Here is a 19,394-nt window from a genome sequence, read left to right on the forward strand (position 1 = left end):
AGCGTGACACCGTGCCGATGCGGTCACAGCATCGGCTCGATCGACGCCGCGCGATCGTGGCGCTGTTCTTCGGCACGCACGTGCTCGATCAGAAGGGCCATGAACTGGCTGCGGATGCTTCGATAGGAGGGATCGGCCGGGCCGTTGACAGAGGCCTCGTGCATCGCCGCGTGGGTATCGGCCAGAGCGGCGGATACGCCTGCGCCGTTCTCTAGATAGCTGGCCAGGGCGCAGCTGGCTCCGGCGTGGGATTCCCAGAACACCGGGCTGGGAGGCAGCGCAGCCAGCCGCTCCTCCCAGAAAAGCGCGGAGGCCAATGCGCCCAGCGCGGTGATCGGACGGTGGGCGTCGGCGGCGGTATGTGGGCCGGCCAGCCAGCCATGCAGTTGCTCCGCCGGCATCGGTCGCGCCAGCGCGTAGCCCTGCCCTAGATCGGCACCGAGAATCAGCGCGGCTTCGATCAGCCCGGTCGTCTCCAGACCTTCCACCACCACTTCGAGATCCAGATCGTGACCGAGGCGGATCAGCTGGCGAATGAAACGCAGCGTGCGCAGTGGGTCGTCGGTCACCTGCCGGACCAGCGCCTGGTCGATCTTGACCCGATCGAACGGCCACTGCCGCAGTCGAACGAGCGAGCTGTAGCCGGCGCCCAGATCGTCCTCGACCAGGCGGACGCCGAGCGCTTTCAGCGCGTCCATGCCGTTGAGCGCGCGTGGCGCCGAGTCGCCGGTGCCGATGGGCGATTCCAGTATCTCCAGCAGCACGGCCGCGGGCGGGCAGCTGGTGGCGGCCAGCACGGCAGCCGCCATATCGACGTAGCGCGAATCCTCGACCGCGACCGCCGGAATGTTGACCGAGATATCCAGGGTGAAACCGAGCCCGTCCAGACGCTGGCGGCACGCGGTGGCCTGAGTCAGGCCCTGGCCGAACAGCTGGATCAACTCCAGCTCGCCGAGCGCGGGAAGAAAGCGCGCCGGCAGCAGCAGCTCGCCGTCGGCATCCCGCAGTCGGGCCAACGCTTCCAGCTCCGTGATGTAGCCATCGGCCAGCCGCACCACCGGCTGATAGTGCATCTGCAAGGCGTCGGTGGTGATCAGGCCGCGCCAGCGCTCGCGCACGAAAAACGGCAGCAGCTCGGCGCCGGGCCGCGGCGGGGCAAGGCGTGACAAGACCAGATCGAGCACGGTCTTGATCTGCTCGACAAAGGCCTGCTGATCCTCGCTCTGAAAGCCGCCGGGAAAGGCACCATAGATGGCCAGCACGGCCGCGGGCTTTCGCGGCGACGGGCACAGCGGAATCGCAACGCTGGAAACCAGGCCCATGGTCATGCCCAGGTCGCGCCAGCTCGTCATGCTGGGGTCGGTGGCGTAGTGCGTGCAGCGCTGCACGGTAGCGGTGCGCCACGCCCGGCCGCTGGGGCCGTTGCCTTCAGGGCGATCCGCGCTGACCAGAACCGGCGCCACTTTGCCGTTTTCCAGCGCCTGCAGATAGCGCGCAAAAACGTCACCGCACACCGCCTCATAGGTGAGTTTGCCGTTGGCATCCGGCCGGCCCACCGCGCTGGCAAGAATCTCCTCGTGCGCGGCCAGCGTGTGCACCACGCCTTCGATCAAATCCAGATAACTTTCCGCCGACCATGCCAGCGCATTGAGCTTGGCCAGCACGGCCACGCGGCGGCGCTGCAAGGTGCGCATGCTTTCCAGCTGCCACTGACGCTCCAGTCCCAGCCGCTGCAGCACGATGCTCAGCGGCCTCGCATCGCGTTCCACTCCGCCACCGAGCGTGGCAAGCAGAACCTCGCGCAGCCGGTCGATAACCTCCAGCAGCCACACCTCCTCGGCACCGCAGGCGGCATAGGTCAGGCCGGCACGTGTAGCGTTGGCGCGGTGTGCTTCCCACGTCAGCTCCGGCTGAAACAGCATGCGCACGTGGTCGGTCACGCGCCGCTTGAACTCGTTCAACTCATCGGGCGGCAGCACGACGAGCATGCCGGCCATGCCTTCGTGCAGCTGCAGTTCGGCATGGAAGTGCTCCATGACGCGCGGCAGCTTCGCTTCCACGGCGTCAACGCCGATCTTCAGCAGTTCCGCCGCCCCGGGCCCATAGGGCGATATGCCGTGCGCATCGAGCTCGGCCGGCAACACGGTAACCCGTTCGGATGACGTCGGTAACGACCACCAGCGGCTGCGTCCGCGCTTGTGCGCCTTGACCTGATACATCGCCTGATCGGCGCGCCGCAGCAGCTGTTCACCGTTGGCGTCGGCGTGCAGCGGAAACAGCGCCATGCCCAGGCTGGCCGACAGTTGAAACGCATTGCCGTCGATCACCATGGGCTGCTGCAGCGCGTCGCCCACGCGGTCGAGCAGGGCGTCGAGATCTTCCTCGTAGTCGAGCTGGTCGAACAGCAGCACAAACTCGTCACCGCCCAGGCGTGCCACGTAATCCTCGCTGCGCAGGGCGTGACGCAGGCGCGCGGCGATCCCGACCAGAATACGATCGCCGATGGCGTGACCGTAGCGGTCGTTGATCGGCTTCAGGTCGTCCATGTCGAGCAGGCCGAGCGCCACCAGATTGACCTCGCGCTTGGCCTTGGCCAGCACTTTTTCAAGCCGAAGGTCCAGCGCGCGGCGATTGGGCAAACCGGTGAGCGCGTCATGCAGGGCCAGATACGTCTGCCGCTGCTGCTCCTGATACAGCGAGCGCCGTTGGCTGTGCTGGCGCAGTGCGAGGCCCGCGGCGTCGGCGATCTCGTCCAGCAGCCGGCGCATCTCGTCGTCAAACGCATCGGCCTCCATAGTGACCAGAGCAATAACCGCCACCGGCACTGGTGCGCCGTGGACGTCGGACGCGGCCAACACCGGCCAGCAGCCGACCGCGCCTGTCTGCGAAAGCGGTGATTGTCGCCAGGGCGGCGACGCGCCGGGATAGTCGGACGGCCGAATCAGCACGACCGGCTGACCGTGCATGAACACGCGCGTGCGCGACGGCGCATCGGGATCAATGCTGTAGCGATCCGGCATCGGCAGCGCACGCATCGCCTCGGCCATCGGGCCTACCAGAGCCACGCGCTGCAGCGTGTCCTTCCCCTCTTCCGCTGCGTAGACATCCACCGCGGCGGCGCCGGCGATCTCGGCGAGCGCGTGCGCCAGCGTGTCATACACCGCATCGGGGCCGGGCTGATCCAGCAGCGCGCGCTGGATCGTGCGCTGCGCGTCGCGGTAGCGGCTCATGCGCATATTGCGCTCAAGCAGGCCCTGATGATCCCAGAACCGCGCCAGCTCCTCGACCAGTCGCTGGGCCCAGTCCAGCAGCTCGTCATTCAGCGCCGGGCCGTCGTTGCGGGAATACGCCGAAAGACTGATCTGGCCGCCGTCGCGGGTACTCGACACCGCCGTGATGACCGAGCCGAAACAACGACGCCGAGCGGCCTCGCGCCACGGCGCGAAGGCAGGCTCGTCAATGGACGTGATGCGCGCACCGCCCTGGCGATACGCCAAGGCGAGAGGACCGTTGCCGCCAGGATGGTTTTCGTCGGTACTGAGCCGAAGGTCGGACGCGTAATCGGCCTCTGGACCCGCCGCCGCCAGCATGTCGATGGTCAAACGGTCCGGCTCACGTCGCCCGATCCACACCAGTGGCAGGTCGATGATGGAGGAGAGGATGCGCGTGATCTCGACCATGGCCAGGCGGCGATCGTAACCAGGCGCGGTATGCAACAGCGTCAGGGTCTCCGCCACGCTTTGATAAAAGCGCTCGCGCAGCTCACCCCGTGCCTGTTCCAGACTCGACATCGCCTACCCCGAAACCACGTATGAGCCCATCGTGCCTGAATCGTGTCGCGAACGTCAGTGGCAGCGTCGTGAATAGTGCTCTGCGACCTCTTCCCGAGCGAGGCCGTCACATCGGCGTGTGAATTGCGGCCAACCGTTGACCCCGTATCGCCGATTGAGACCGAGATACCTTAGTCTTTGCCGATGACTTCGAACGCTGGCGGCTTGATCGTGCACCGCGGCAGCCGCACCGAGCGGCTGGCCGACACCCTGGCCGTGCTGCTCGAAGGGGAGCGGCCGGCCAATCCGCTGACAGCGCAAACCGTGGTGGTGGCGCATCCGGGCCTGAAACGCTGGCTGCTGGGCCGTTTCGCGCATCGACCCAGCCGGAACGGTGGCCACGGCATCGCGGCGAATATCGAGATGATTTTGCCGTGGCAGTGGTTCGAGCGCGTGGCGCGCCGCACGCTGGGGGACGAGGCGCTGATCGGTGGCGCGTACCGCAGCGACGTGCTGCGCTGGCGGCTGCTGATGGCGCTGCCGACGCTGGGATCAGCCGAAGTCAATGCGTACCTGGCCGGCGATGATTCCGCACGCCGCCGCTTTCAGCTCGCCGAATACCTGGCTGGCGTCTACACGCAATACCTCACCTACCGGCCCGACTGGATTCTCGACTGGGAGCAGCACCCCGGCCAGCACGCGCGCGACTGGCAGGCGGCGCTGTGGCGGCAGGTACAGCACGCCATCAACCGACCGCATCGCGCCCAGCGCAGCAGTGCCTTGCTCGATGCGCTGCAGGCCGAGCGCGCCCAGGACAGCACGCCGCTGCATGTGTTCGGCATCAGCCATCTGCCGCCGGACGTGCTTGCCGCACTGCAGGCCTGCGCGCTGCATCGCCCGGTGCATCTGTATTTCCCCGACCCGTGCCGCGAGCACTGGGTCTATCTGCGCCGGCAGCGTTTTCTGCTGGAGCGGCAGGACGATCCCGACGCGCTGTATTTCGAGGTCGGCCATCCCCTGCTGGTGGCGCTCGGTCGCATCGCCCAGGATTTCTGCCTCACCCTGGACGACTGCGACGCCGTCGACGAACGCGACCCGCTCGACGAGGCCGAACCGCTGCCCGGCGAAACCTCGCTGCTCGCCCAGCTGCAGTCCAGCATCCGCTGCCTGCAGCCGGAGCTGGTTGGTGAAGCGGTGCGCGAGTCGATAGACAGCGGCGAACGCGCCGAAGACGTGCTGCCCGCCCTGCGCGACGACGCCAGCCTGCGCGTACACGCCTGCCACACACGGCTGCGCGAACTGGAGGTGCTGAAAAACACCCTGCTGCGCGCGCTGGCCGACGAGCCGAGCCTGCAGCATCGCGACATCGTGGTGATGGCGCCGGACATCAGCGCCTACGCGCCTTACCTCGCCGCCGTGTTCGGCGAGCAGGCGCAGTACCGCAGCGACCCTACGCATATTCCCTGGCATCTGGCCGATGTCGGGCTGGCGCGCGCACATCCGTTGATGAGCGCCTTTGCACAGGCGTTCGATCTGGCCGAAAGTCGTTTCGCGGTTAGCGAGGTGATGGACTTTCTCGACGTGCCCGCCGTAGCCCGCCGCTTCGGCATCGACCGCGGCAGCCGCGACGCGTTGGAGCGCTGGCTGCAGCGCGCGCACGTGGCGTGGGGCCTGAATGCCGAGATGAAAGCCGAGGTGGGCGCAGCGGCCACCGACGCCAACTCCTGGCAGTTCGGACTGGACCGCCTGTATGCCGGACTGATCGTGGGACGCGACACCGACGTTTCGAATGACGCATTGGATAGCCGTCCAGACTGTCACATGTCGGACACGATTCTGCTGGACGACATCCTGCCACTGGACGGCGTGGCCGGCGGCGCGGTTGAGGCGATCGGCCAGCTCGACCGATTGCTCGGCGAACTGCGCGCCATGCGCCAGGCCTTCGGCTCGACGCGCTCACTGGCCGCATGGAGCCAGTGGCTGCTGGAACGCATCGACGCGCTGTTTCTCGCCGACATGCGCGACGAGTCCGAAAACAGCGCACTGGACACGCTGCGCCGCGTGGCTGCCAGCCTCGGCAGCCAGGCCAGCGAAACCGGCCTCGGCACGCCGCTGCCGTGGAGCGTGGTGCGCGAGGCAGTCGCCGGCGCGCTCGACGCCGTGCCCGAACGCCAGGCCTTTCTGCTGGGCGGCGTGACCTTCTGCGGACTCGTGCCGCAGCGCTCGATTCCCTTTCGCGTGGTCTGCCTGCTCGGCATGAATGAGGGCGAATTCCCGCGACCGAGCAAGGATGCCGGGCTCAACAAGATCATCCAGCAGCCGCGCCGCGGCGATCGCGACACGCGCAGCGAAGATCGCTACCTGTTTCTCGAAGCGATGATGTCAGCGCGCGACATGCTGCACATCAGCTACATTGGCGAGGGCGTGCGCGACGGCAAGCCGCGCAACCCGGCCGCTCCGCTGGCCGAGCTGCTGCAGTTTCTGGACGAGCAGCACGGCATCGCCGACGACGAGAAAGTGGATCGGCCCTGGCGCATCCGCCATCCGCTGCAGCCGTTCGACGCGCGCTACTACGAGCGCGATGCGCAGGGGCGACCACTGCACGATCCGCGGCTGTTCTCCTACGACGCGGCCTATCTCGCCGTGCAACCAGCTTCGAGCATGCCGCGCTTTTTGCAGGCATTCGACTTCATGGCGACGCCAGACGACCGAGAGCACGCAAGCAGCGCCGACGCTGTTCGCCGCGACGTTTCTTTAAGTTCGCTCAAGCGCTACTGGCGCGATCCGGTGAAAGACGCCCTGCTGCGCGGGCACGGCATCAGCCTGCAGGCACTGGAAAGCGCCAGCTGGCCCGATCGGGAGCCACTCGAAGCCGGGCTGGCCCGGATCGAGCGCATCGAACATCGGCTGCTGTTCGATGCACTGACCGCAGGCGCCGCGGAACTGCCCGCCGAGCCGCCGGCATGGCTATCGAGTTCCGGCATCCTGGCCAGCGGCGCGATCGGCGCCGAGGCCTATCAGCGGCAGCGCGCATCGCTGCAGCCCATGCTGCGACACGCGCAAGACAAATTCGCCGACGGCATGGCCAGGGCAGCAACGCAGGCGATCGATCTGGATCTCGGCGACGGCGTGCGCCTGATCGGTACGATCGACCGCGTGTTTCACGCGGCAGCCGGTGGGCTGATGCTGTTCGACGCCAAGCCCGTCGGCAGCGTCGGGCTGCGCGAGGCGCTGGCGATGTATATCGATTGGGCCGCATTGCGGTTGAGCTCGAACGAGCCGCTGCACGCCGTTCTGCTGACGAACACATCCAGTGGCAAGATCAACGAATCCACCCTGCTCGATCCCTTCGTCGCCAACGACACAAACACACTTCGGCAAGGGCTTCGACGCTTGATCGAACTCGCGCAATCGGCCGAGCATCGGCCCTTGCTGTTTTTCCCCAAGACGGCTCTCGCCTACGCCATCAGCGCGCCTGACGAACGAAACTACAGAGCCGCCATGGCCTGGGAAGGCAACGATTTTTCCGGCGCGGGCGAGCGCGACTATGCGCCCGGCTATGCGGCACTGATCAGCCGCGGTGTGGATCTGTTTGACGAAAGTGGTCCGGCATATCAGGCCTTCGTCGACGCCACGCGGGCCGTCTGCGAGGTGCTCGACCCTTCGCACAAGCTGTTGTTCAAATCTGTCGACGCCGTCAGCGGAGGCGATGTATGAGCCGCGTCGACGACGTAAGGATCAACGTGATGCCGGCGCTCGAATGGCAGCGCATGCCGCTGCACGGGCGTATGCTGATCGAAGCCAGCGCGGGCACCGGCAAGACCTGGAATATCGGCGTGATCTATCTGCGCCTGCTGCTGGAGCGCGATCTGCGGGTGGAACAGATTCTGGTCACCACGTTTACCGACGCGGCGGCACAGGAACTGCGCGAACGGCTGCGCCGACGGCTTATCGAGGCCGAGCGCTGGCTGCTCGGCACGGCATCGACCAACGCCGAGTCGACCGACGAACACTCGCTGGAAAGCTATCTTGCGTCGCTCTGTGTTGACGACGACAGCCAGCGTCGCGCGCTGCGCAAGATCCAGCTGGCCCGCGCCGATCTGGATCGTGCACCGATCTCGACCATCCACGCGCTGTGCCAGCGCATTCAGCGCGACTTTCCGCTGGAAAGCGGCGCGTCGTTCGCCAGCGACAAGCTGTTCGACGAAAAGCAGCTGCTGCGCGAATGCGTCGAGGACTTCTGGCGCCGCCGCTATCTGATGGACGACGTCGACCCGCGCGAGGCCTCACTGCTGCTGAAGGACGGCCCGGAAAAACTGCTGTGGGATCTTTCCGTCGTCGCCAACAGTCCGGATGCACGCATCGAATCCGGCGGGCTGCACGATCTGCAGGAGCGTATCGCCGCGCTACGCACGGAAGCAACCATCACCGAGCTGCAGCGACTGGCCGGCGACAAGAAACTTTACGGCCCACGCAAGACGGCGCTGTCCAAGCGGCTCGAACGCGTTGCCGCCGCGTTGCGCGACGAGTCCGGCATCGCGCTGGAAGAAGCGCTGAAAAAAGAGCTAGACAACAAATTCGATCCGGAGAGCGTGCTCGAACAAGAGGCTGCTCACTCCAGCGGCACATTCAACGCGCATCCGCTGATCCGCCAACTGCAGACCCTGCGCACGCTGCTGCCCCTGCGCACGATCTTCACCCGCGGCGCCGTGCTGGCGGATGCCGCGCTGGCCTGTCGCGATGAGCTCCCGCGTCGCGCGCAGCAACGGCACGTGCTGACCTTCTCCATGCTGATCGATGCGGTGTATCGGCGGCTGTGCGCCGAGCCGTCGGACAACATCCTTGCCGACCGCCTGTTCGAAGCGTTCCCCGTCGCCTTGATTGACGAATTCCAGGACACCGACCAGCGCCAGTTTGCAATCTTTGACCGCATCTATCGCGAACGCGGCACGCTGGTGATGATCGGCGACCCCAAGCAGGCGATCTACAGTTTTCGCGGCGGCGATATAGCCGCCTACCTGCGCGCCAGCGCGCAGGCTAGCCAGCGCTTCTCGCTGGCGACGAACTACCGCTCCAGCCCCGCCCTGGTCGAGGCGATGAACGCGCTGTATGGCCACACCGACGGCGGCTTCGATCATCCAGAGATTCACTATCAACCGGTGAGCGCGGCGGGCAGGACGGATAAAAAGCCGTACACGGTAAACGGCGCACGGATCGCGCGACCGCTGGTGATTCACGACTTTCGCGGCGACGCTGTCGACAGCAAAGGTCAGCCGCTGAGCAGTGTTACCGCACTCGAGGCACTCGCCCTTGACGACTGCGCTAACCGCATCGTCGAGTTGCTCAACGATCCGCAGCGGCAGATCGGTGGCGGGCGCGTGACACCGGGCGATATCGCCGTACTACTGTCGTTCAATACGCAAATTGTGGCGGTGCGCGCTCGGCTGATTGCGCGCGGCGTGCCGTGCGTGGGCAGCGGGCGCGGCAATATTTTTGCGGGTGACGTGGCGCGCGATCTCGAACTGATCCTCTACGCCGTGCTGCACGCCGACGACGATACCGCCGTGCGCGGCGCCCTGGCGACCAGCCTGCTCGGCGCCACGCTGGAGCAGTTCAACGCATGGCGGATCGATGCACCGGCGTTTGAACGCGAGCTCGAGCGCTTCGAAGCCTGGCGCGCGCTGGTGCGCAGCCGCGGCGTGTTGGCACTCATCGAAGCGCTGTTGGCCCAACGCGGCACCGCGCTGCTGGCCTTGCCCGAGGGCGAACGGGTGGTCACCGACCTGCGTCATCTCGGCGAACTGCTGGCCGCAGAAGAAAGTGCCCTGCAGGGGCTGGACGGACTTTACGCATGGCTGGTCGAGATGCGCCAGGAAGGCAGCGACGGCGATGCCGAGGCTGCCGACGAGCGCCAGCTGCGCATCGAAAGCGACGCCCGACGCGTGCAGCTGCTGACCATCCACGCCAGCAAGGGGCTGGAATTCCCCATCGTCTTCCTGCCGCTGATCTGGCGCGTCGGCGATCGCAGCGGCGCGCGCGCGCCGGGCGTGTTGCGCTATCACGATGCCGAAGGCGGTCGCTGTACCGACCTGGGTTCGCCCGACTTTATCGATCACCTGGGCCTGCACTTTCGCGAAGATCTGCAGGAGCGATTGCGCCTGCTCTACGTGGCCCTGACTCGCGCCGTCCACGCCGTGCACGTGTACTGGGTCGATCGCGGCCGCCGGCCCAGCACGGATCAGCTGGCGTGGCAGGTCGCCGCCATCGATCCGCTGATCGCGCAGGCGCAGCGCCAGCTCGGACTGGACGAGGGCGAGACGTCGCTGCCGCTTATGTCCGACAGGCTGTCCGGTATCGCGCTGATGCCGCGGTTCGACGGCACGCCTCGGCGCTATCAAAAGCCCGCCGAGCCGAACGCTGCGCGCGCCACGCAGGCGCCTCTGCCATACATGCGGGCGTTCCAGTGGCTGCACAGCTTCAGCGGCCTCACCCGCTACGCCGCGGCGGCCGTCACCATCGACGACAGCGGCGCGGCCGACGAAGCCGGCGCGGATATCGTCGATGCAGAAGAGACTTCGCTGATCGAGTTGGCCGACGATGCGCGCCTGCTGGCTTTGTATCCGCTGCGCGGACCGCGCTTCGGTGACGCCGTGCATCAGGTGCTGGAGCTCGCACGGCACGGTCCGGTCTGGCCGGAGCAGCGTGCGTTACTGAATACCCAGCTCACCGCGCAGGCCATCAAGGTCGACAGCCTGTCCGCCGATGAGGCGCTGGAGCGCGTGGGCCGCATGGTCGATCGCGTGCGCCAGAGCGATCTCGGCGATGGGCTGCGGCTCGGCGATATTGCAGCGGACCAGCGCATCGTGGAATTCGAATTCCAGTTTCCGGTGCAGCGTGTGGCTGTCGCGCAGCTGAGGCAGCTGTGCATCGCGCACGGCCAGCCCGATTTCGTACCGGCCAGCCTCGATGCCACCACGCTCAACGGCATGCTGACCGGCTTCGCCGATTTGATCGTGCAGTGGGACGGCCGGTTCCACGTGCTCGATTACAAGACCAACTGGCTGGGCGCACGCCTGCGCGATTACACCGGCGCTTCGCTGGAGGCGGCCATGGCCGAGCACCATTACCCACTGCAGGCCCTGCTCTACACGGTCGCCCTGCACCGCTATCTTCGCCAGCGAATGGACGGCTATACGGCCGAAATTCATCTGGGCGACAGCTGGTACCTCTTTGTTCGCGCCATCGGCCTGGATGCGGTCGAAAAGCCGGGCCTCGGCGTATGGCGTCACCGCTGGCCGACCGCATTGATCGAAGCGTTGGACGATGCTTTTGCCGGCGCCCCATTCACTGATGTGCAAGGGGCCGGCGTATGAACGCTTACGCGATGGACGATAACTCAGCCGAAGAGCGCGTTATCGACCAGACCTTGTCGCAGTGGGTGTTGGCTCGCACCGGCTCAGCCTTGCTGGCGAGTGCCGTGCGCGCCGCCAGCACCGCCGAAGGCCAGGGTCATTCGTGCGCATGGCTGGTCGATCCGGTCACCGATGTCGGCTTCGATGCCGAGGCGCTGAGCGCACTGCGCGATCAGCCGTGGGTGGGCGATGGCCAGCGATTCACGCCGTTCGTGCTCGATGCGCAAAACCGGTTCTATCTCTGGCGCAACTGGCAGCACGAATCGAAGCTGGCCGCCGCCATTCTGCAGCGATGCCGCGGCCGCAGCCTGCCGATTCCCGCCGAAAACCTGGCCGCCGATTTAGCCACGCTGTTTGCCGGCGCGCCATCGGGCGCCGACGACTGGCAGCGCGCCGCCGTAGCCGCCGTGGCCGGCACGCGCTTCTTTGTACTTACCGGCGGACCCGGCACGGGCAAGACGACGACGGTGATGCGCATGCTGCTGATGCTGCTGCGTCATGCCAAGGCCGCCGGGCTGCCCGCCCATCCATCGATTGCGCTGGCCGCGCCGACAGGCAAGGCCGCGCAGCGACTGGTGCAGTCGGTCGCCAGGAGCAAGGCGGATCTGCAGACGGCATGGAGTCCGGCCGAACAGAATCCGTTCCGCGAACTGCTCCAGGCTATTCCCCATGCCGATGCGCGCACCCTGCACCGCTTGCTCGGCTATCGGCCGCTGGACAACACGTTCAGCCACGATCATCAGCATCCGCTCGCCGAGGATATTGTCGTCGTCGACGAGGCGTCGATGGTCGATCTGGCGATGATGCGCCAGCTGCTGGAGGCGCTGCGTCCCGATGCCGTACTGATCCTGCTCGGCGATCCCAACCAGCTCGCCTCGGTCGATGCCGGTTCGGTGCTGGCCGATATCGTCGCCAGCGCGCCGACCAACCAGTTTCCGCCGGCCATGACGCGTCTGCTTGCACCGCTGCTAATGACGGCCCCGGACACGACAAGCAGCGAAACATCGCTTGCCGGAAACATAGTGACGCTCACCCACACCTGGCGCGCCGGCAGCGGCCTGCAACGCGGCATCGAGTCGCTGCGCACCGCGCCGGACCCGGCATGGCTGGAAAACCTGCTGACACAGCGCCGCGACGGCGACCTGCATTTGCGTCGCTGCGATAGCGGTGATGCGCTGCGCGCGCACGTCGATGCATGGATCGAGCGTCACGCCGACGTCCTGCAAACGCTACTCAGCGAAAACGCCACACCAGAAACGGCGCTGCGAGGTTTGCATCAGCTGCAAATTCTCTGCGCGCTTCGCGATGGCGCCTTCGGCGCGCAAGGCATCAACGCGCTGATGACGCGCCGGCTTGGCGTACGCTTCGATCTCGACGTGACCCACGCCTGGCATCACGGCCGCCCCGTTATCATCACCCGCAACGATTACGCCCGCGGCCTGTTCAACGGTGACGTGGGCATTGCACTCAACGGTGCGGACGGGCTGCGCGTGTGGTTCGAACTCAGCGACCGCGACGGCAACAGCGGCCTGCGCAGCTTCTCCCCCCGCGCCCTGCCCGCCCACGAAAGCGCCTGGGCCATCACCATCCACCGCAGCCAGGGCTCCGAATACCGCAGCGTCGCCGTCGTACTTCCCCCCGACGAAACCAACCGCATCCTCACCCGCGAACTCGTCTACACCGCCATATCGCGCGCCCGCGATCACGCGGAAATCTGGGCAACCGACGATGCGCTGCTGGTGTCACTTGCACGTCCTGTGCACAGGATTGGGGGTTTGCTGGACAAGCTTTCAGCAAATAACCCTAAGGTCTGACGCTCTTATCGTCAAAACCGTCGACTAGTTGGCCCAACACTGCGAAACGCCGCCGGTTCCAGAGGCATTCCGATTGCCTGCCTGATTCAGCGACAAGGTCCCGCACTTGGCATCGCGAGTGGCCTGCACGCTAATTGGCGCGGCCTGAACCGAATATGCGGCAGAAGTTGCCGAAGCCAACGTATAGGAATAATAAGAGCCGGTTTGCTGGGTTGACGCGCAATCAAAATTAAGAGTGTTGCCTGCCGTCAAAAATGGATTCGCGGCGCCGGCGCCATCGGTTTTATAACTAAGACCCGATGTGTAGAACCGCTCCATGTAATTGGCGTACTGCGACAGACAACCCTCGGCCGCAACGCGGCGCGACTTCGTGATGTAGGTGACGTAAGACGGATAGGCAATCGCCGTGAGGATCGCGACGATTGCCACCACGATCATCAGCTCAATCAGCGTGAAACCGGCTGCCCCAGCCCTGTGCCTCGGTGTGCCGCCTGAAGATTTTTGCATGGGATGTATTGCTCCATCATTTGCCCGCTGACACAAGCTCGCGCCGGTTGAGTACTCGAATAATCTTGCGGCTTGGTAAAACCGCGCCGACAGCGGCGCGGAATCAACCAGCCTATCAATACCTGATTTCCTTCCAGGATACGCGTGACTTTGCCCCGTTGGGCGGATAAACCTTGCTAAGCGCTGGGGTGCCGTTGACGGTCTGGCTCACCAGATAAGTCTGCCCGTTATACGAGATTGATGACGGACTACCTACACCATTGAGCTGAATACCGCCTACGGTTGAGCCATTGACCGTGCCGGTACTACCGTCTGGGTTCGGGAAAAAGCTCTGAACGATACCGCCGCCTGAAGCCGGATCAAAAGACATGGTCCAGCCGCTCTGCAAGCCGGCGTTGCAGGTAGAAGCTGAAACCGTCGGCGGTATGGCGGTATTGACCGTTACGGCTCCTCCGATGAGAGTCGGACTGTAGATAATCTGCTCGTTGGTGGTCGGCAAATCGAATAGCCAGCCGTATTGATTGTTGTTGGAAGAACAGGCCGAGCTGCCTTGCCAACAAACCACAGTACCGACATTCAGATATCGATAGCCCAAGACCTGGCTATTAGTTCCGGAGCCTGTCGATGTCGAAGCCAATGTCTGCTGCAGAAGCACAGACCGATTGACGGTTTGCTTGCCTGTCAAACTCGCATACTGAGCGTTGGCAATGGCTGCCGCGTTCCAAGCACTCATGTCCCAGTCCCAGATGCCGTAGAAGGTCTGGCTGCCGGTGGCGTATACGTCACCGCTCGTACTGTTGAAAGGCGTTTTCTGTCCTGTTCCAAACATCACCATCACGCGGTTGCCGCCGCCCACCGTTACCGACGCGACAACCGGCGCGGTGGTAATTGGCTGCAGCAGGGGCGTGCTTGCGCCGCTCTTGGCAACATATAGCGGAGTAGCCGTTGTGTTGCCGAACTTGGAGTACGACCAGTTGCTGGCTGTATTGGAAGTCACGTCCAGGCGCCACAGATTTCCCTGCTGATCGCCGGCATAGATGTAATCCGTAATCTGGTCGCCGTCGAGATCGGCTGTAGCGACGTAGGCAATGCCATTGGGCACCGACGCCGAACCGACGCCGGTACTATAAAACGTGAACGTGACCGCTCCGCTCGTTGAATTGACCAAGCCGATGTAGATGCCAGCTGCCTTTCCGCTTCCCAGTCCATTGCCGAAGATGATGGCCCAGTTGCCATTGTGCAGGCGGGTAATGACCGGAGTACCAACGGTCTGCCCAAGATTGGACAAACCGGCAGTCGCGCTGGTCCAGTCACCCATAACAACACTGGAAGCAGTGGCCTCGGTAAACTGGGTCGGGTCGGTAATATCAAGCGCATAAATTTCCGACCCGCCGGATCCAACCCCGCCAACCAACCACGTGTGCCACTTGCTCCCATAGAAAAGGTCGCCCGCTACGGGCGTAGCGTCCACATAATAATTGTGGACATAGTTGGGGCTGGTGAGATTCACAAGATTGGTGCTGTTTGTCGAATTGGCCAGCAAGCCTGCAGGCATGAATCCAAGAAGTTCGGATCCATTGTTCGTCGACGCGTTGTAGGTACCGTTGGCACTGGCGGGGCCTGCAGCGAAAGCGTGCAGAAAACCATCGTTGCTTCCGGCATAGACAATATTCTGCCGACCGGCGTTAGCAGTTACAAAAGCGCTGTATGTCTGGGCGCCTGAAGCATTTTCAGGCTTGGTAGCAGAGGTACCAACGAGGCTGTCGGTGAAAGCGTCGGGATACGTATTTGCCGCTGGCGCGGCGACAAAGGTAGGGCTTGAATCGATGATGTCCCCGAGCACCTGATTGCGAGCACGCAGCGTACCGGGAACAGGACTGTAGAGCTGCTCCGTCGAACGATCGCCGCGCAGCCAGCTGACGCGAGTGGACCCAGCGCCATCCGTACCGTTTAAATTCGTCGCCTGGGCGGTGGTGAGGTTTGCCCACTGGAAGGCGACTCCTGCACTGCCGTTCCAGGTCAAAAGATTGCGCGACGTCTGCGCAGTGACCGTCTTGGTCTTGCCACTGGAATCCAGGCCTAAGGAAGCGCAAGAACCCCCAGTGATATCGCAGTTGGCATCCCAGTTCGCCACAGAAGACACGCTCAGCGAACCATCTGATGCAGCCAAAACTGAATTCGACGTCACGGACCCCCACCAGTTGTCTGACGTATACGTCGCCAGATAAACCGCAGCCCCTGCGTTGAACTGTCCGGACTGCACTGTGTTGGCGCCCGCGCTCGTATTGGACTGCAGCGGCGAGGCCTGGAAGCAGGTTATTTCGTGAATATTCCAACTGCCGCCGGTGCCTGACGAAAAGCCGAATCGCAAAGAGGCAGGTAAAGGACCATTGGTGCTTGTAATGGAGTTGTTGACCAGCACCGGCTGGAAAACGCCGTTGTTATAGCTATAGGCAAAGTTCAGTAAGCCGCTCGCCGAAATTTGCAGCTTGTAAGTGATGGGGGTTGCCTGGGCCCGCGTCGTCGCCGACTCGTTGGCGATCTTTGTGTTGTTCGGGAGCACGGCGTAGCCGCCGGCAATGGCGTTGTAGTTGTATGGAATGTTGGCATACGTATTGGTGGTAGTCGTTACTTTATTCCTTCCAAAACCCGTGGTGGTTGTAATCGTTCCTGAAACATATTGCCCTGAGCTACATGCCGCCTTGGTTTTCGTGATATCCACGTTTCCGGAATAATAAGTGGGGTTTTTGGCATTCAACCAAGTCCAAGTCAAATTACCCGCGCCGCGCAAGCCAATTCTCTCTGGCTGATATTGGTCCTGCCCATTTGTATACGTATTGGTGCCGTTGGTAGTAATACCCGAATAATTAGTATTCTCAATACCTGTGTTAGTGTTATCTGCGTTATTTAAGAAATTGCCGTACTCGTCAATGCCAAGACCTAAGTAAGCATTAGCCAAGCCCTCATATTGGCTATTGGTATTAGAGCAGCTATAGCCAAGACTACCGCCGAGGCCACCTGCGACGGTGGGTACCGCCTGCGTTCCGTCCGTGAGAAAGAAAGTGATGCCGTCAGCACCGTTACCTGCTGTGCCTCCCGAGTTGCCACCGTAGGTATAGGTGGTAAACGTTACCTGCAGGCCTTGGGTTAGAGGAAAAGGAGCGAAATTCGACAGGATCGCGCCAGCTTGGTTGCCTGCCGCTGGCGTCAGCCGAAGCGCACCCGACCCATTCGCATCAAACGCGGGTGAACAGGCGGGAATGACGCCGGCCGCTCCACTAGCCCCGGTACCCGCCGTGAGGCACGCGTAGTTAAGCGCATTCCAGGACAGCGTGCTGGCGTTGCCGGAGAAATTGTCGGTATACGTCACGGCACTGGCGGAGCCGGCAAAGAGCATGGCCGCCGCTATCGCAATCAATCTCAGATATTTGAATGACATAAAGCTTCCCCTTGACTGTTGGATGCGACCAACCGGCGTTCGGCCACGTGAATAAGACGCGTCCTTATCACGTACCAGAGATAATGTGTCTTGAAAGAAACACTGTGCTTGAACGTTTCAACCTGCCCGGCGTTCCACTTGAAAATCAACCACCCATAAAATCCAAGCCGAAAACACCTAATGACCGATCTTGTAAATGGACTGCAGCGTCACCGAAGCTCGATCCTGCACAGTCGCCGGACCGCTGAGCGCAGTAATTCGATAAAAATAGGCCGACGATTGGGGATTGGCACCATAACCATTCGCGCCAGACAACTGTTTTACCTTCGGCGCGGGAATAGTGAAGATGCCAAGATACTCCACGATATATTGCGGCTGACCGGCTGCGTTCGTACCGGGATTGAACGATGTACCGGGCACCTGCTGCACGAAGCCGGCGACGGCCGCGCTCGTATCTGTAAAAGGATCAGCAAGACACACGTTCGTTGCCGCCGACGAGCAGTCCCGAATTTTGCTACCTATCCCTGGCGGCGTGGTTGCCTGCACAAAAGCTTCCGCTTGACGCAGCGCAGCTTCGCTCGCCTGAAAAGCGATCTCCCGGTCATAAAAGTTCGAGGTCATTTTTTGTTGCATGATCGTGCCGCGAACTGCTGCAAGTCCCACGAGGGTAATGACGATGAGCAGAATGAGTGCCACTACCAGAGCCACACCCCTTTGCCCGGATGGACGGGCGCGAATGCATCGCTGGCCCGCATTCCATCGACACCAGGATAAGTGGTAAAAGACGCCTGACGCTACGTCATTGACGTGAATCATTGGACGCGCCGCAATATCTGGCTTCATCTGCCTAGTCATTTCAATTCAGCCTGTTCCGCAAGGTACTTGTCGCGGAGAATGTTCGCGAAATAGCCGTCTGTGTGGTGCTGGCGCGCTGGTTGCTGCTTTGCACGGTCATTGTCACCTGGACTGAGTCAACCGCCGCCCAGTTGCTGACGAGAGATGCATCTACAAAGCTTGCGTTCGGGGCCTGGTGATAAAGGAATTTGAGGCTTGTCACGTTAGGCACCATTTCCTCGGCGACCATCATGGCTTTGCCGCCACTAGTTTCCAGATCAGAACGAAAAAGTGACGTCCCCACGGTCGAGTTGGGGCTTTTACCGATAAACCAGTCGGCAACCGTGAGCTTTGCAATCGGCGAGTTGGCGGCGTAGGTGTAACTGGTGCCCGCCGCTGTGCATACGGTTGGGAAGGCAAGTCCGGCCGAGCAATTGCCTGGATTTGCACCGCTGGCGGCGGTCTGAAAAGAAAGCGGTGTACCGGTTACATTCGACGTTATCTGAGCGATCACGGCATGATTGGGATCACAAACCATGATGACATCCCCATTTGCGAGGGTTGATGTCGTTTCGTTCAACGTAAACGTTGACGAAGCGGGCGTGTGACTTGCCACACTCACGCTGGTGTCCGCTGCACCTATAAGCTCGATCGACTGCGTCTGGTCGGCGCCCGTCGCTTGCAAAACCGTTGATGAACCAGCGCCAGGGTCAGCTGAGCTGTATCCGTGGATGGCGTTGCTCCAGTTAGCCCACCAATCCTGGGTGCTACTTCCATTAGGTCCATTCTTCAAAACGTTGGCAACGCTACCCCCGTTGCTGTAGCAGCCCGTCAGCCCGGCATCGCGAATATCGCGGGACATCAGATCGAACGCAATGCGAGAACCGTCCTGAACATCACCCAATGCTTGATTGGTTCGATACGTCTGCTGAGTCGCTAGAAAGACACTGACGACGCCGCCGATGACAATGGCCCCGAGCAGGAGGGCGATCATCAGCTCAATCAATGTAAATCCAGAAACACCAAATAATCCGTGTAGCTTGAATCTGCTTTGCGCCCGATGGGGGCGGGTTGAGGGCCGACCAGTCATAGCGACGCTACCGTGACTACTTTTTGCACGTTCGACCCACCGGATCCGGATCGGCTGTCGTCGAACTGCACCGTCACCGTGCAATTACCATTGGCTTGGCAGCTGATCATGCCGATGGTGTTCGACGATGTGCCAAGGTTGGCAGCGAGCTGTTGGCACCACTGCCCAATCTGTGCATTGGCCAGTGTATCGACAGTTGTCGGACAACTGTTGGTACTCATACCGGCCTCATTGTATTTACCGGCTTCTGCATTCGCAGTATCGGCCCGCATGGCATCCAAAATTGAGTAGCTCGCTATGGTCGCCATGCTCCGCGCCATAGCGCTATTGCTCGTGGACAACGAAACCGCTTGGAGTGCGGCGACTCCCAAAAATGCGATGGACAGCACCAGCACGGCCACCAAAACCTCGATCAAACCTACTCCCGACTGCCGCATGTTCAATCTGCCGGAGTGACGACAACGCGCTCCGGCAGGAAGTCCCGGCGCCGCCATGGCAAGGGCGCAAGGGACCGAATTGCCAGACCCT

9 protein-coding genes are annotated in these 19,394 nt (G+C 62.8%); 3 read left to right on the plus strand and 6 right to left on the minus strand.

What is annotated here, in order from left to right:
• Window positions 1–23: 23 nt before the first annotated feature.
• Entirely contained in the window at window positions 24–3,791 is a 3,768-nt protein-coding gene (locus ACDK93_RS13160; protein WP_458069212.1) for a diguanylate cyclase domain-containing protein, read from the minus strand.
• A gap of 183 nt (window positions 3,792–3,974) precedes the next feature.
• On the opposite strand from ACDK93_RS13160, the gene recC reads away from it, so the two are divergent.
• Genes recC through recD form a run of 3 tightly spaced genes read left to right on the plus strand, consistent with a single transcriptional unit; the run spans window position 3,975 to window position 12,996 of the window.
• A complete protein-coding gene (gene recC / locus ACDK93_RS13165) occupies window positions 3,975–7,487 on the plus strand; it encodes an exodeoxyribonuclease V subunit gamma (protein WP_458069214.1) in 3,513 nt (1,170 codons plus the stop codon).
• Entirely contained in the window at window positions 7,484–11,143 is a 3,660-nt protein-coding gene (locus ACDK93_RS13170; RefSeq protein WP_458069216.1) for a UvrD-helicase domain-containing protein, read from the plus strand. The genes recC and ACDK93_RS13170 overlap by 4 nt, the downstream gene beginning before the upstream one ends.
• Before the next feature lie 11 nt (window positions 11,144–11,154).
• Window positions 11,155–12,996, plus strand: coding sequence for an exodeoxyribonuclease V subunit alpha (recD, locus tag ACDK93_RS13175; protein ID WP_458069217.1), 1,842 nt, complete (start codon window positions 11,155–11,157; stop codon window positions 12,994–12,996).
• A 24-nt stretch (window positions 12,997–13,020) separates the two neighbouring features.
• Here the strand turns inward: recD and ACDK93_RS13180 are convergent, their stop codons facing one another.
• The 5 genes from ACDK93_RS13180 to pilV form a co-directional block, all read right to left on the minus strand.
• Entirely contained in the window at window positions 13,021–13,503 is a 483-nt protein-coding gene (locus ACDK93_RS13180; protein ID WP_458069219.1) for a type IV pilin protein, read from the minus strand.
• Window positions 13,504–13,618: 115 nt separating this feature from the next.
• The gene (locus ACDK93_RS13185; RefSeq protein WP_458069221.1) at window positions 13,619–16,942 is read right to left on the minus strand and encodes a PilC/PilY family type IV pilus protein; all 3,324 of its coding nucleotides are present in this window, start codon (window positions 16,940–16,942) and stop codon (window positions 13,619–13,621) included.
• Window positions 16,943–17,119: 177 nt separating this feature from the next.
• Window positions 17,120–17,680: a pilus assembly PilX family protein gene (locus ACDK93_RS13190; protein ID WP_458072459.1), complete on the minus strand. Its 561-nt coding sequence runs from the start codon at window positions 17,678–17,680 to the stop codon at window positions 17,120–17,122.
• A gap of 118 nt (window positions 17,681–17,798) precedes the next feature.
• Entirely contained in the window at window positions 17,799–18,866 is a 1,068-nt protein-coding gene (locus ACDK93_RS13195) for a prepilin-type N-terminal cleavage/methylation domain-containing protein (protein WP_458069223.1), read from the minus strand.
• Window positions 18,863–19,360 (minus strand): type IV pilus modification protein PilV, encoded by a 498-nt coding sequence (pilV, locus tag ACDK93_RS13200; RefSeq protein WP_458072461.1) that lies wholly within the window; start codon window positions 19,358–19,360, stop codon window positions 18,863–18,865. The genes ACDK93_RS13195 and pilV overlap by 4 nt, the downstream gene beginning before the upstream one ends.
• Window positions 19,361–19,394 lie beyond the last annotated feature (34 nt).

This window comes from Rhodanobacter sp. BL-MT-08 (genome assembly GCF_054161255.1).